At 44.1% G+C, this 15,789-nt stretch carries 11 protein-coding genes; all 11 read left to right on the top strand.

The features are described 5' to 3' along the window. The first annotated feature begins 7 nt into the window (after positions 1 to 7). The 11 genes from NQ502_RS00405 (at position 8) to NQ502_RS00355 (ending at position 15,784) form a co-directional block, all read left to right on the top strand. Positions 8 to 1,660: a GGDEF/HDGYP domain-containing response regulator gene (locus NQ502_RS00405; protein WP_028527852.1), complete on the top strand. Its 1,653-nt coding sequence runs from the start codon at positions 8 to 10 to the stop codon at positions 1,658 to 1,660. Further along, positions 1,617 to 4,205, top strand: a complete 2,589-nt coding sequence (locus NQ502_RS00400) for a hybrid sensor histidine kinase/response regulator (RefSeq protein WP_341349393.1) — start codon at positions 1,617 to 1,619, stop codon at positions 4,203 to 4,205. The genes NQ502_RS00405 and NQ502_RS00400 overlap by 44 nt, the downstream gene beginning before the upstream one ends. A 105-nt stretch (positions 4,206 to 4,310) precedes the next feature. After that, on the top strand, positions 4,311 to 6,269 hold the full coding sequence (locus tag NQ502_RS00395) for a thioredoxin domain-containing protein (RefSeq protein WP_028527854.1): 1,959 nt from the start codon (positions 4,311 to 4,313) through the stop codon (positions 6,267 to 6,269). A gap of 130 nt (positions 6,270 to 6,399) precedes the next feature. Next, positions 6,400 to 7,107, top strand: a complete 708-nt coding sequence (locus NQ502_RS00390) for a response regulator transcription factor (RefSeq protein ID WP_028527855.1) — start codon at positions 6,400 to 6,402, stop codon at positions 7,105 to 7,107. Continuing rightward, entirely contained in the window at positions 7,070 to 8,215 is a 1,146-nt protein-coding gene (locus NQ502_RS00385; RefSeq protein ID WP_407691155.1) for a sensor histidine kinase, read from the top strand. The genes NQ502_RS00390 and NQ502_RS00385 overlap by 38 nt, the downstream gene beginning before the upstream one ends. A gap of 165 nt (positions 8,216 to 8,380) precedes the next feature. Beyond that, positions 8,381 to 10,489: an ABC transporter substrate-binding protein gene (locus NQ502_RS00380; RefSeq protein WP_028527857.1), complete on the top strand. Its 2,109-nt coding sequence runs from the start codon at positions 8,381 to 8,383 to the stop codon at positions 10,487 to 10,489. Positions 10,490 to 10,520: 31 nt separating this feature from the next. Then, complete coding sequence (locus NQ502_RS00375; RefSeq protein WP_044983045.1) at positions 10,521 to 11,057, top strand: hypothetical protein; 537 nt, start codon at positions 10,521 to 10,523, stop codon at positions 11,055 to 11,057. Positions 11,058 to 11,076: 19 nt separating this feature from the next. Next, positions 11,077 to 12,777: a hypothetical protein gene (locus tag NQ502_RS00370; RefSeq protein WP_044983046.1), complete on the top strand. Its 1,701-nt coding sequence runs from the start codon at positions 11,077 to 11,079 to the stop codon at positions 12,775 to 12,777. Further along, a complete protein-coding gene (locus NQ502_RS00365) occupies positions 12,767 to 14,092 on the top strand; it encodes a hypothetical protein (protein WP_242830235.1) in 1,326 nt (441 codons plus the stop codon). Before NQ502_RS00370 ends, NQ502_RS00365 begins: the two co-directional genes overlap by 11 nt. Then, positions 13,992 to 14,948, top strand: a complete 957-nt coding sequence (locus tag NQ502_RS00360) for a carbohydrate ABC transporter permease (protein WP_407691147.1) — start codon at positions 13,992 to 13,994, stop codon at positions 14,946 to 14,948. Before NQ502_RS00365 ends, NQ502_RS00360 begins: the two co-directional genes overlap by 101 nt. Then, on the top strand, positions 14,945 to 15,784 hold the full coding sequence (locus NQ502_RS00355) for a carbohydrate ABC transporter permease (protein WP_028527861.1): 840 nt from the start codon (positions 14,945 to 14,947) through the stop codon (positions 15,782 to 15,784). Before NQ502_RS00360 ends, NQ502_RS00355 begins: the two co-directional genes overlap by 4 nt. Positions 15,785 to 15,789: the final 5 nt, after the last annotated feature.

Raw genomic sequence — 15,789 nt, 5'->3', positions numbered from 1 at the left:
AAGTATCATGGATAAACAAAAAATCTTGATTGCGGACGATTCAGAGATGAATCGGTCTCTTCTGGCAGCTATTCTGGAAGATCAGTATGAGATTATAGAGGTCAGCAACGGCGCAGAGGCAGTTGCACTTCTCTCACAGCACAGATCGGATTTTTCACTTCTGCTTTTGGACATTATGATGCCGAAGATGGATGGGTTTGAGGTGTTGACTTACATAAATAAATACCACTGGAATGATACGCTTGCTGTGATTATGATTTCCGCCGATGATTCTCCTGAAAATATTAAACGAGCCTACGATCTGGGGGCATTTGACTATATCAGCCGGCCGTTTGATTTTACGATCGTCCATCGCCGGATTTCCAATACGATGCTTTTATATGCCAGGCAACACCGTCTGGAGAGGATTATCGCAGAACAGTTTTATGAGCAGGAAAGAAATAATAAGCTCATGATTTCAATCCTGTCTCATATTGTAGAATTCCGCAACGGAGAGAGCGGTTTACATGTAATGCATGTAAATACCATTACAGAACACCTGCTGGAACGCCTGATTCAGAGGACAGACCGGTATCCGTTGACAAAATCTGAGATTGCTTTAATAAGTACGGCCTCATCCCTGCATGATATAGGGAAAATATCGATTTCCGATGCGATTCTGAATAAGCGGGGCCCCCTTACTGCGGAGGAATTTGAAGTGATTAAGACCCACTCGGCAGTCGGTGCCAGGATGCTGTTGGAATTACCGTTTGAGCAGCAGGAACTGCCGTTTGTCAAAACAGCTTCGGAAATCTGTCGGTGGCATCACGAAAGATATGACGGCAATGGTTATCCGGATGGATTAAAGGGAGAACAAATACCCATTGCCGCCCAGGTGGTTGGTTTGGCTGATGTGTATGATGCGTTGACCAGTAAAAGATGCTACAAGAGGGCATATTCACAGGACGAAGCATTAAAAATGATTGTAGAAGGACAATGCGGAACGTTCCATCCGATTCTCATCCAGTGTCTGCAGGAAGTTTCGGACAGGCTGAAACACGAGTTGATGGATACCACAATCGGACAGGATACGAAAAGCATTCAGAACCTGAAATTTCCACGCAAAGAATACGCTTCATTTTCCGCAGGTCAGCAACACCTGCAATACTTATATATTGATTCGCTGACCGGTATCTACAATCGCCGTTATTTTGAAGAATATTTTCAGGGAGAGGAAGACAGTGAAGCTGTCGTGGTGATGGATGTTGATAATTTTAAACGTGTCAATGATCATTATGGACATTATGCAGGTGATTGTGTGCTTCAAAGCGTTGCCAAAACGATATCATCGAGTATTCGAAAAACAGATGCTGTAATCCGTTACGGCGGTGATGAATTTGTAATTCTTTTTTACCGTATCCCTGCAGATGCATTTGAGAAGAAACTGGAGGGAATAAGACGCTCTGTTGATCGGATGGTGATCAATGAATACCCTGAAATACATGTATCTGTGAGCATTGGAGGGGTACATGGGAGAGGAAAAACCAGGGAATTGTTTCTAGTGGCGGACAGCATGATGTATCAGGCAAAGGCCACAAAAAATCAAGTGACGATACATTTTCCGGACAGAGACACGGATGAAGACAAAAAAGGGAGTGATAACGTCAATGCGCAGCAGTAAAAATAAAAATTCCACCACCCGGTTTCTGATATACAGCTTTATCGGGCTTCTGCTCTTCAGTGTAGTTGTTTTCAGTATTCTGGGAATTTATATGAATCGAAAAAGCAAAAAGACCATATACGAAGTCGGAGAAATCTACATGTCTGGAATGAACGAACAAATGTCCAGACATTTTGAAAACATAATCAAACTGCGGTTTGATCAGGTGGACGGCATCATATCGGTGGTCCTGGCAGAGAATTACGATACAGAAAGTCTGTACGAGGAACTTGTATACAGGGCACAGGTCAGGGGCTTTGATTATCTGGCGATCTGTTCTGAGGAAGGGAACTTTGAAACACTCAGCGGAACACCGATACAGCCGCTTAATCCGTCTCCCTTTGTCGAAGCATTAAATCGAAGGGAGCGGAGAGTTGCGGTAGGCGTTGATGCGGCGGGCAATGAAGTGGTGCTGTTTGGCGTTGATGCAGATTATCCTATGCAGAACGGCAATATGGGCACCGGTCTGGTCGCAGCTGTACCGCTGGATTATATCACCGATTTTCTTTCTTTGGAGGATGAGGGACAGCTGACATACTATCATATTATCCGGCCGGATGGGAGTTTCGTCATACGAAATCCCAACACTGAATTGTGGGGATTTTTTGATCAGCTGCAGCAGCAACTCGATCCTTCCGCAGACATATCAGCTGCAGAAAATTCTGTTGAGGAATTCGGCGCAGCTCTGAGGGATCATAAAGAATATACCACAATATATGAAGTAAATAGTGAAGAGCTGCAGATTTACGGCATACCCTTGCCATGTTCCGAGTGGTATCTGGTATCAGTCATGCCTTACGGAATATTGGATGAGACTATAAACAGCCTGAGCACCCAGCGTATGTTCATTACATTGTTGGCCTGTGCTTCTATATTAATCCTGCTGACGTTGATATTTCTTCGGTATTTTTCCATGACCCGCTTGCAGATGCAGGAACTGGAGAAGACGCGTCAGGTGGCGATTGAGGCAAACAAAGCCAAAAGTGAATTTTTAGCCAATATGAGTCATGATATCCGTACACCCATGAATGCAATCGTCGGTATGACAGCGATCGCAACTGCACATTTAAACGACAAAGAACAGGTAAAGAACTGTCTGAGAAAGATCACACTGTCAAGCAAACATCTGTTAGGGCTTATCAATGATGTATTGGATATGTCTAAAATCGAGAGTGGTAAACTGACGCTGACAACAGATCAGGTTTCCCTGAAGGAAGTTGTTGAAGGAATTGTCAGTATCATGCAGCCACAGGTGAAGGCAAAGAAACAAAATTTTGAAATACACGTTGAGAGTATTATGACGGAAAACGTGTGGTGCGATGGTGTGCGCCTGAATCAGATCTTACTGAATCTTTTGTCCAATGCGACAAAGTACACGCCTGAGGGAGGGTTCATACGATTATCTTTATCAGAGGAAGCATCTCCCAAAGGAGACGGCTGTGTCCGAATCCATATTCGCGTTAAGGATAACGGAATCGGTATGTCGCCGGAATTTTTGGAAAAATTATATGAATCCTACAGTCGTGCCGACGAAGCCAGAATACATAAAACTGAGGGCGCCGGTCTGGGGATGTCGATCACAAAGTATATAGTGGACGCAATGGAAGGTACGATTGATGTGCAGAGTGAACCTGATGTCGGTACGGAATTCCATATCACGGTTGACTTTGAAAAGGCGGCGTCGATAGAAGAGGATATGATTCTGCCTCCCTGGAGTATGCTGGTAGTCGATGATGACGAACTGCTGTGCCAGACGGCGGCAAATGCACTGAAGTCGATTGGAATAAAGGCGGAATGGACACTGAGTGGAGAAAAGGCTGTCAAACTGGCAATCCAGCACCATAAAAAGAGAGATGATTATCAGATCATTCTATTAGACTGGAGACTGCCTGGCATGAACGGCATTCAGACCGCCAGAGAGATCCGGCGTAATTTAGGAGACGAGATACCGATTCTGCTGATTTCCGCATACGACTGGAGTGAATTTGAGGCGGAAGCCCGTGAGGCGGGGATCAGCGGTTTTATTTCCAAGCCTTTGTTTAAATCAACCTTATTTTACAGTTTGCGTCAATATATGGGCAGCGAGGAATCACGAAACCGGACGCCGGATCAGAAGATTGACCTGTCCGGACGCCGGATCCTGCTGGCAGAAGATAATGAGCTCAACTGGGAGGTTGCAAGGGAATTGCTGGCCGATTTAGGCGTGGAACTGGAGTGGGCAGAAGATGGCCGGATATGTCTGGACAAGTTTGGGAGGTCATCAGAAGGTTATTACGATGCCATTCTGATGGATATACGAATGCCGCATATGACAGGATATGAGGCTGCAACAGCCATTCGCGGACTGGATCATCCCGATGCTGCATCCATTCCGATCATTGCCATGAGTGCAGATGCTTTTTCTGAAGATATCAGGCAATGCCTGGCGTGCGGTATGAATGCCCATATTGCAAAGCCTGTCGAGATTACGGAATTGACACGCCTGTTGAAAAGATATTTTATATAGATACCTGATGTTTTTTTCAGAACTTTAGGAACCTGGACATTCAGACGCATGGATTTCAAAACTTTTGGGAATGGATAGTGGGGAATATGGAAAAGGAGGACCGTCATGAGCAGTAATCATTTAAGAGGTCAAAGCAGTCCGTATCTAATACAACATGCCAAAAATCCTGTCGACTGGTATCCATGGTCTGATGAGGCGTTTGAAAGAGCCAGGCAGGAAGATAAACCGGTTTTTTTAAGTATTGGATACAGTACCTGTCACTGGTGTCATGTGATGGCGCATGAGAGTTTTGAAAATGAGGAAATTGCCGGTATTCTAAACCAAAGTTTCATTTCCATCAAGGTAGACAGGGAAGAGCGGCCCGATATAGACAGTGTGTATATGGAAGTCTGCCAGACCCTGACAGGCAGAGGGGGATGGCCTATGAGTATTTTTATGACGGCAGAGCAGAAGCCCTTCTACGCGGGAACGTATTTTCCGCCTGTGAACCGCTCTGGCATGATGGGATTTCGGGAACTGTTACTGGAGATCAATAGACTTTGGAAACATAAGAAAGCTGATTTGCTGCAGTCGGCAGAACAGATATTAAGCCAAATAAAAATAAGTAAGGACAGTACAGAAGAGAATGAAAAAAAGCGGTCTGAAAAAGAAATAGACAGCGGGCTGCCCGGGCAGGCTGCCAAATTATTTACGCGGTCCTTTGACAAGAATTACGGTGGGTTTGGTTTGGCGCCTAAGTTTCCAACCCCCCATAATTTAATGTTTCTTATGCTGTATTCCCGGATTGGATGTGAGGATACATTTTATCAGGCGGGAAAGACTCTGGAGCAGATGAGGAGAGGGGGAATCTTTGATCATATTGGCTATGGATTTTCCAGATATTCTACAGACCGTTTTTATCTTGTGCCTCATTTTGAGAAAATGTTATATGATAATGCCCTGCTGATGATCGCTTACTCAGCCGCATTTAAGATATCTGAAGAAAACATGTTCCTGGATACGGCAGAAAAAACTGCGGAGTATATTTTACGGGAAATGACAGGACCTGAGGGCGAATATTACTCTGCCCAGGATGCGGACAGTGAGGGCAGGGAGGGCATGTATTATGTCTGGGATTATGAAGAAATTTGTAAGATACTCGGCAGGGAGAAGGGAGAGGAATTCTGCAGTTACTTCGGAATCACTGAAAAGGGAAACTTCGAGGGGAAAAATATACCAAACCTGTTGAATGGAAATCCTATTTCTGATAAATTCCATAAAGAAAAAAAGCTTTTATATGAGAATCGGCAGTTAAGGTCAAAACTCCATCTGGATGATAAAGTCCTTACCACATGGAATTCTCTGATGCTTTCTGCTATGGCGCTGCTTTACCGGGTCACCGGAAAGGAAAGATATCTTCAATCTGCCATGCAGGCGCAGTGTTTCATCGAAAAATATCTGGCAGACGGAACGATACTCTTTGTCAGCTGCCGGGATGGAGCCGGGAATGTAAGAGGATTTCTTGATGAGTATGCCTATTATACAGCCGCTTTGCTCAGCCTTTACGAGGCGGTCTCTGATGAAAAGTATCTGAGGCGTGCCCAACAGATCTGTAATGAAGCGCGGCGGCAGTTTGCGGATCAAAATGGCGGAGGATTCTTTCTGTACGGGAACCGTAATGACAGATTGATAACGAGGCCGAAAGAAACCTATGATGGTGCGATACCCAGCGGGAATTCCGTGATGGCTTACTGTCTTGTACGGCTATGTCAGATCACGGGTAATGAAGATTATAAAAATGCAGCAGAGCATCAGCTTGCATATATGTCCAGCGCGGCACAAGACTATCCGGCGGGACACTGTATGTTTCTGACTGCACTTCTGCTATATGACTATCCCCCACAGAAGATTACCGTTATATTGTCGAAAACGGACAGAAAAGAAGAAATCATCAGCCGCCTTCCGCTGTATGCGGATATAAAAATTCTGGAGGAAGAAACGCCGGAGTTTCAATTACTGAATGAAAAAACAACATATTACGTTTGTAAGAATTATATATGCCTTCCGCCGGTAAATGTGTTATAGAATTGAAACGCTTATTTAGTCTTTGTAGTACCTTAGGAAAAAATTAATGATTTTATAATCACAAATGAATAAATGGAAGCAGTAAATTTGCTATACTATATAAAATATAAAACAAAAGGAGTAAAATGCTTTGGCCGAGAAAATACTTGTGGTTGATGATGAGAAAGAAATTGCTGACTTGATTGAAGTCTACCTCCAAAATGAAAATCTGGATGTGTATAAATTCTACTCAGGTGCAGAAGCGCTTGACTATATGGAAAACATGGAGTTTGACCTTGTCATATTGGACATTATGCTTCCAGATATCAGTGGTCTTTCAATATGCCAAATGGTGAGAGATAAGGGATGCGCTTGTCCTGTGATCATGCTTACGGCAAAAGATTCGGAAACCGATAAAATTACCGGTCTGACACTTGGGGCAGATGATTATATTACAAAGCCTTTTCGGCCGCTTGAACTGCTGGCCAGGGTGAAGGCACAGCTTCGCCGATACAAGAAATATAATACAGTCTCAGCCTCACATGTAACAGAAGCAATCTTTGAATATGCGGGATTGACTATGAATGTCAAGACTTATGAATGTACGATTGACGGAAACAGCCTGTTGCTAACCCCAACGGAGTTTTCAATCCTTCGTATTCTTCTGGAGCGCAAAGGCAGTGTAGTCAGTGCCGAGGATTTGTTTCATGAAGTTTGGCAAGGCGAATATTATACTAAAAGCAACAATACCCTCACCGTACACATTCGCCATCTTCGTGAGAAGATGGGGGATATCGGTGAAAGACCCAAATATATCAAAACTGTCTGGGGGGTCGGATACAAAATTGAAGAAATTTAAAAAAAAAGATTACAACTATGCAAAGCTTAGCCGCATCACATTTGGCAAAGGATTATGTATAACAATTGGTGCTGCCCTTACAGTACTGCTCCTGCGGTTACTTAGCCATGGACATTTGGCTGATATAATAGCAGTTTTCATTGCGCGTATCCTTCACATCAGTGATACTGATGCCAACTTACTCTATTTCCGAATAATAGGAAATAACATGCAGTTTATTCTTACGCTAACGATCATTCTCTTTATGTTTCTGCTATTTCAGATGCTGCTGAAATCATATAAAAGATATTTTGATGAAGTTGTGAACGGCATTGACCAGCTCATGGAGGAGGGCGCACAGATATCCTTATCTCCCGAATTAGAAATTATCGAACATAAATTGGACCATGTCAGGCAGACACTGAAAACACGGGCGTTTGAGACACAGAAAGCCGAGCAGAAAAAGAATGATCTTATTGTATATCTGGCTCATGATATAAAAACTCCGCTCACTTCAGTTATAGGATATCTTAGCCTTTTGGATGAAAATCCGGATATGACTGATGTGAAGAAATTAAAATACATCCATATCGCATGGGAGAAGGCGAATCGACTTGAAACTTTGATTGATGAATTTTTTGAAATTGCACGCAGCAATTCGGAATCCATTCCTCTTAAAAAAACAAGTATTGATCTTTACTATATGATGGCACAGATTTCAGATGAGCTGTATCCACATCTGAAATCATGTGGGAAGCACATTGCAAACAAGATCTCCGAAGATATGGTATTGTACGGTGACTCAGAAAAGCTGGCACGGGTATTCAATAACATTTTGAAAAACGCCATAGCATATAGTGCAGGCAACGGTGTCATAACAATTTCAGCGCAGGAGCTTTCCGGTAAGGCGGTTGTCAAATTTGAAAATAAGGGTGACATTCCGGAAGACAAGCTTAATGTGATCTTCGACAAATTTTATCGTCTGGACAGCTCAAGATCCAGTGCGACCGGCGGCTCCGGACTTGGTCTTGCCATCGCGAAAGATATTGTTGTAAAGCACGGCGGTGAGATAAAGGCTGAAAGCAGTAACGGAACTACTGAGTTTATCGTCGAACTTCCATCAGTTTAATCCCATCCAGGTTTCTGCCTTAAACTCTTAGGAATTCTTAGGATTTCATTTACCATTCCTTAGTCAATCATTTATATGGAATTAAAAAACTGCCTGCTCATTCATGGTATGCTGAATATACCTGAAAGAGCAGGTATTTTATATGCAAGGAGGATAGCAAATACTATGAAAATGTTACAACGAAACATCTCTATGCTATGTATAATAGCGATACTTTTTTCTATGACGGCATGTGGTCATAATACCAAGGGTGAGGAGTCTCATGAATCCTATGTCGCAAGTTTTTTCGACATCCCTGATGCAGTGACATACATTTCAAGGCTCCTGGTCAGCGATAACAAGGCTTATGTGTGCTGCCAGGAAGGTAATGATGTCTCATATCTGGCGGCAATATCAATTGATGACGGTGATTTTCAAAAGCTGCCACTGGAAATTGAGGATTCAACTGTATTTCTGGATTTTGGGATAGATCAGCACGGCAGCATATGGGCTGTCTGCAAGGACGATGCAGGAGGCTACAGTTTGAAAAAATTTGATCGCAGCAATGCAGCAGTCCAATCCGTAGATTTATCGTCGGTACTGGATGCCACAGTTACTTCCTCATCTGGCAGTGAAATATTTATGAGTATGGATGCCGAGGGGAATATCTGCATAGCAGCCAAATGCAGCAGTACATATGCTTATCTTTTTGACAGCAATGGTGAGTTTTTGTTTGATCTCAATTATGATGGAAATCTTATGACCACCATAACGACCGCTGAGGGGCAGATTGGTGTGTGCGCCACTACTACGGACAGAGCGAACTATCATCTGCTTACCGTGGATATAGATAATAAGGATTGGCGCAGGGATCCCATATATTTGGGAACAACAGCAGGTCTGTTTGGAGGAAGCACCGACAATTTCTATCTTTTTGACTCCTCAAGCCTGTATGGTTACAGTGCCGGGGCACAGGAAGGTAAGCTTATCTTCAACTGGTCTGATATGGGGTTGAACACATCGGATGTTCATGTATGTGAGCTTGAGGATGGCCGATTTGTGGTTCTGGCCGCGTCGTCCAACCAGACTTCTGTACTCTCCTATGAGATAGGGGTGCTTTCCAAGGGAAAAGATAATCGGACAGAACTCAGTATGGTGAGCCTGACTGCCGATCCAAGTGTTGTCCAGGCTGTTTCGGATTTTAATAAAACAAATAAAGAATATAAGATTGAACTGACGGAATATTTTCCATACGAGCAAAACGTATCCGATGAGGAATGGGATAATGCCATTTTAAATCTTAATACAAAGATTATTTCAGGGGATATACCAGACATTTTGGATATGAGCAATTTATCGGTTCCGATCTACCATAACAAGGGGTTGTTGGAGGATCTCTATACGTATATTAAGAACGACTCAGAAATTAATATGGATGACTATTTCGCAAATGTCTTTGACGCCATAAGCATTGACGGTAAACTGCCTTACATTACAAATGGTGTAGCTATATCCACGATGCTGGCTAATACAAGTGCCCTTGGTGAAAATGGGGGATGGACGCTGGACAGCCTGGAAAAAGTTCTGGAAACCTCGGGGCTAAATTCCATAAGTAATCTGTCAAGTACATCATTTCTTGAAATAATGCTCCAGACCAATGACAGTCTTGTTGACTGGGCCTCTGGTGAGTGCTTTTTCAACTCTTCGGAGTTCATAGAATTGCTGGAGTTTGCCGGGAAAATTCAGGAGAGCAGCCAGAGCGGCTTCGAAGCGGACTTGAGTGCTGCTGTGGCATCTTATGAAGCTGTTTACAGTGCATACCAAATTGCACGGTACAGAGATTCTTATCAGGGAAACGTAAATGTAATAGGCCTGCCAAGCTCCCATGGAGAATACCATGCGATCAAGCCGGAAGTAAAGATTGGAATATCCTCATCCAGCAAGTATAAGGATGGTGCATGGGGGTTTGTGAGGACGTTTTTGATGAAAGAGCATCAGGAGTCCTGTTATCTTCTGCCATTCCATAAGGGAGCGTTTGATACTGTAATGCAGGCCGCTATGAATGGTAATTCCATATGGACGTTCCTGTATGAGGACGGGAAGATAACACAGGAGGATGCAGAGCTTATGAGGACGCTCTTAAGCAGTGTGTCCTATGCAGTAAATGAAAGCCAGAGCCTGGAGGACATCATATTAGAAGAAGCCTCAGAATTTTTTGCCGGAACGATAAGCGTACAGGAGGCTGCTGAAAAGATCCAGAGCCGTGCCAGCCTTTATATAAAGGAACAGATGTAGTTATGATTAAAACAGAAAGGAATTAAGAATTATGAAAAAACGAATGGTAAGCCTGTATGGAATCATTTGTGCAGGGATGCTTTTATTCTCAGGATGCACAGGTGCAGAAACGGAACCTAAAACTTCCAATAACCAAATCAACGATACGCAGTCAGATGCGGTACCAGCCGATCAGGGATCTGTTGCAAAAAATGATCCCCAAGATGACGCTGGCAGTGAAAAAGAGGAAATAACTGTTGAAAACACATTTACGGATGCAAATGATATGTTTACTTCAGCCGACTTCAGTGGAGCAGTCAGTGGCTGTACCGAAACAACATGTACGATAGATGCAAACTTTGCTTCTACTACTGATGGTGAAGCAGACAGCGGCAGTGTAAGTGTTACTTTTACGGATGAAACTATATTTCAAAGAGCGCTGGTTGATTCTCAGGGCAGGAAGTATTCTCTTGACGATGGTGATAAAAGCGAACTAAAGGACGATGATTTTGTGTTGCTTTTTGGAACCCAGCAGGCAGATAGCACTTATCTGGCGGATAAAATAATTATGATAGAGTTTAATTATTAACTATACAGGAGACCACACAATGAAGCTCTTACATATCAAGGAAAAGATCAACGATATTATCACACAGGAAAAAGATATGTTTGCCTCTGGTTTAAAGCATAAGCCTCTGTTGAGTAACCGTGTACAGCGTATAGCAATACGTCTTATAGTCACATTTTTTGTACTGATTTTTGTCTTAACGATCGTTTCCCGTGTGTCTGATTCTGCCACAATTGCCAGTGTTCAGGTATCGACAATGACAAGTGGAACATTGACGAACAAAGCTGAAATTGATGGAACCATTGACGCAGAGGATGGTATATCCATCCCCCTGCCGGAGGGCCTCAGGGTTATCAAGGTTAATGCAGAAAGGGGAAAGCAGGTGAGCGAAGGCGAGGCGCTGCTTGCGTTTGATGTATCTTCCATAAAAGATAAGATTAAGGGCCTCGAGGATGAGATCTATATCCTTAACCAGAAGATAAGCCTTTCCGGGAAAGGAAGCAGCGACAGTGTTCTTGATGCACAGCAGGCGCTTGATGATGCACAGCAGGCGTATGAGCGTTTAGTTGCAAAGCTTGAGAGGAATGATTTTGCAGACCTCGAATCGGCGCTTGCCAATGCAATCGAAAATAAAGACAGGGCCATCACAGCTACAAGGCAGGCATACATTAAGGAAGCGGAGGATAATCGGAAGAATGTTCAAGAATCTGGGGATGATGCGGTTCGCGCGGCACAGCAAGTGCTTTCAGAGGTTGAGGAGGGAACGCCTGCCTACGATAGCGCCGTTCAAAACCTTGAAGCTATCAAGACGCGCTGGGACAACGCACTTTCTGAGGCCGATGAGGAACTTTCTGCGGCAGAAAACCGTACAGATTTTTCAGATGAGGCTGCGGTTATGGATGCTCAGGCTGCTATTGAAGCTGCAGAGAGCGCGCTAATAAGTGCCCAGCGAGAGTTTGAAGACTCAAAGGATGAGGAACTCTACGCTGCCGAAAAAAACATTGAAGCGGCGCGGCGAGCATTGAAAAAGGCTCAGGAAAACAAGGCTAAATCGCAGACTGAGGCAGAAATTGAGAGTGTCACCTATAAGGCAGAGTTGTCAGAAAAGGAAAAGTTACGTGACACACTGAAAGAAATCATAGACAATGGTGGTCATGTTATGGCTCCGGTTTCCGGTACGGTTTTGAAAACTTTGGAAAAGGGTTCAAAAACGGAAGCGGATGTTGAAGTAGTTACACTGTCCAACAATGGCGTGGGTTTTGCTTTTAAAGGGAGCCTGGATAAAGAGAATGCCGAGAACTTTTCGGTAAATGATACTGGGGAACTTAGCTATAGACTTGACGGCAGCACTCAGAAGCTGGATGTGAAGATAGCAGCCATGGGAACAGCTGATGAGGATAACATGGTTCCGGTGACGGTTACCCTCCCCGACGGTAAATATACCCCCGGCATGTCTGCACAGCTTTCTTTGAACAAAAAAAGTGAGACATATCAGAACTGCCTGCCGTTGACCGCACTGAGAAGAGACTCTCGCGGTGACCATGTTCTCGTAATCCGTAAACAAAATACTGTGATGGGAATCGAGTGGGTTACTTCACGGGTTGATATCATCGTCAAGGACAGGGACGGGCAGATGATGAGCATTGAAAGTACAGAAAATGCTCTGACCTACTCGGATAAGGTGATCACGAGCTCAAATAAGACTATTTCGGAAGGAGACAGAGTTCGCATTGAAGGCTAACAATTCTATGAATTACCGGGCTCTCACAGTAACGGGAATACTGGCAGCTTTCGTTTGGTGTATGGCCTGCTCATTCTTTATTGCGGCTATTGGCTTATGCTCAAGTGTCAGCGTACGATGGGAAACTGGTGGTGTCAGTCCGTCTGCCCTTGTCAGGCAGCAAAAATATGCAAAGCAGGATGGCCTTGCAAAGCAGCCGGAGGTCACGCTGTGGCAGGTATATTCCGCACAGGAGATCATGGATGCAGATATGGGGAGTACGACTGCGGATGTGGTTGTTGTTTTTGGAGCCTGTGAAGATATCACGTCAAAAACCGTACTCGTTGGTTCTTTACCCTCGCAGTCTGATACAGCGGGCTGCGCCATCAGCTCAGAATTGGCTTTTTCATTATGGGGAAGCACGAATGTGCTCGGTATGCAGATTAAGATTGAGGGGGAGGTATTATATGTTCGTGGTGTATTCGATGATGATACATCAAGGGTATTCCGGCAGGCAGAGGAGGAATCCAGTGATACACTGTCAAATATGCAGTTAATATTTTCTGATGGCGGAACGCGGGAGATGGCAGAGCGTTATCTTACGGCTTCGGACTTCACAGGAGGTACCATTCTCGATTTACCGCTGATGGGGTGGGTGTTTGGCATGATTTACCGGCTTCCGGCTATGGTTTTGGCGTTTGGTATTGTTATAAGGTTGATTAAGCGGGGAGGAAAGCTTCGGCACTATCCGGTGTGGATGATTTCCTATCTGCCGCTTGCCTTGATCGCCTTGGCCGGATTAGTGATCTGTATTGATTTTCCGGATATCCCTTCAATCTTTATCCCTTCAAGGTGGTCTGACTTTAAATTTTGGAAAAATTTATTTTTGGATCACTGGGGAAATCTTGCTGCATGGATGTCGGCAGCCCCGACCTTCCGGGATAAGGAGCTTTGGAATGCAGCGTTTTTACTGCTGTTGTTTTCTTTATTTGCTTCTGTCCTTGTGGTAATAGCGGCCAGGATGACATCAATACGCTCGTATTCGGGCCTGGTTCTGAGCTGCGTGATCTATACACTGTCACTTTGTCTGATATCTGTAAAAATAGTGTCATACAACAATATTTCGATTGGCAAGGTTATGTATTTCATGCCCTGTCTGTGGCTTTGCATCGACTTCATGCTCCATTGGCAAGAAGGAAAGCCTGGCTTTGTATCCCATGAAAGGAGGTTCTCTGTTGATAAAAACTCTTCTCTGCCGAAAAAAGAATATACCTTTGCCGAAAGCGGCGAGGAAGCCCAAATACTTATACAGGAAAAAACAACAAAACGAACATGAATACAAGGCACCGTTAAAAGAACGTATCGTACCGTGGCTGTTTTTGACACCGAGTTTGTTTGCCGTGAGTGTAATGGTACTCATTCCGCTTGTGGACGCACTGCGGCGTTCTTTTTTCTCCGCTGTAAGCAATCAGTTTGTTGGAGTCCAAAACTACATATCTGTGCTGGGTAACAGTGCATTCCAATTGGCAGCGGCCAATACTGCAAAGTTTATATTCGTTTGCATACCACTATTGCTTATCATATCGTTAGTTGTTGCATTGATGCTTACTACATTTCAGGAAAAGCATGGGATTTTCAAAACAACGTTTTTAATGCCAATGGCAATACCTGTGGCCTCAATTGTTCTGCTGTGGAGGGTGATTTTCCATAGAAACGGATTAATCAATGGAATCCTGTCTTTACTGGATGTAACTTCGATTGACTGGATTGGCAGTAAAGCTGCATTTGCAGTTTTAACGTTTGCGTATATATGGAAAAACTTTGGGTATGACATGGTGCTATGGCTATCAGGGATCAGTGCTATCAATCCGGCACTGTATGAGGCCGCACAGATAGACGGTGCGGGCAGCATAAAACGGCTTATAAAGATCACGATGCCCAATCTGCTGCCGACGTTGTTCACAGTCACGGTGCTGTCCCTGCTCAATTCGTTCAAGGTATTCAGGGAAGCTTATCTCATTGCAGGCAGCTATCCCGATAATAGCATTTATATGCTTCAGCATTTGTTTAATAACTGGTACAGCAGCTTGGACGTGGATAAAATGTGCGCCGGGGCCGTGATGATGGCACTTATCGTATTTACTTTGATTATGCTGCTGCAGAAGATCATGAGTGGAGGTGACGGCTCTTGAAAAAAATTTTTATCTGTCTCATTCTTTTTATGATCGCAGCTTTTGTATGGGTACCGCTGTGGATGCTTTCATCCGGTACACTTATGGGACCCGGGGAGTTGTCCGGGAACCTTGCCCCGGTTTTAGAAAGTGGTGATGGCTTCGCTGCATGGCCGATTTTTGCACGCTACCCGACCTTCCAGGCTTATGCGGAGCTGTTGTTTGATACACCTCAATTTTTTAATGTATTCTGGAATTCCTGTAAACAGGTCTTTCCCATTATATTGGGCCATATTGTTTTGGGCGCTCCTGCGGCATGGGCATTTGCACGTTTTGACTTTCGCGGAAAAAAAGTGTTTTACACCTTATATATTGTCCTTATGCTGATGCCTTTTCAAGTGACTATGGTTTCCAGTTATCTGGTTTTGAATAAGTTAGGCCTTATTGATACCGCATGGGCCATTATTCTGCCAGGCGCCGCATCAACCCTTCCGGTATTCATCATGACCCGATTCTTTATGACGATACCGGGGGCGGTTACTGAGGCAGCAGCTGTGGATGGTGCTTCTCCTATCCAGACATTTTTGAGATTGGGTATACCTCTCGGCGCACCGGGTATCCTCTCCGCAGTTGTGTTGGGATTTCTGGAGTACTGGAACGCAATGGAGGCACCTCAGGCATTCTTAAAGGATCAGACACTTTGGCCGTTGTCTCTGTATATGGCGAATATCACCGCGGACAATGCGGGAGTATCGCTGATCGCATCACTGATTACACTTATGCCGCCGCTTCTGATATTTATGTTCGGGCAGAAATATCTTGAACAAGGCATTATATCTTCTGGAATGAAGGACTAAAATAT

Source organism: Ruminococcus gauvreauii, assembly GCF_025151995.1.
Classification (GTDB): domain Bacteria; phylum Bacillota; class Clostridia; order Lachnospirales; family Lachnospiraceae; genus Ruminococcus_G; species Ruminococcus_G gauvreauii.
Note: the sequence above shows the minus strand (reverse complement) of the source record. Positions and strands in the feature narration are given on the sequence as shown.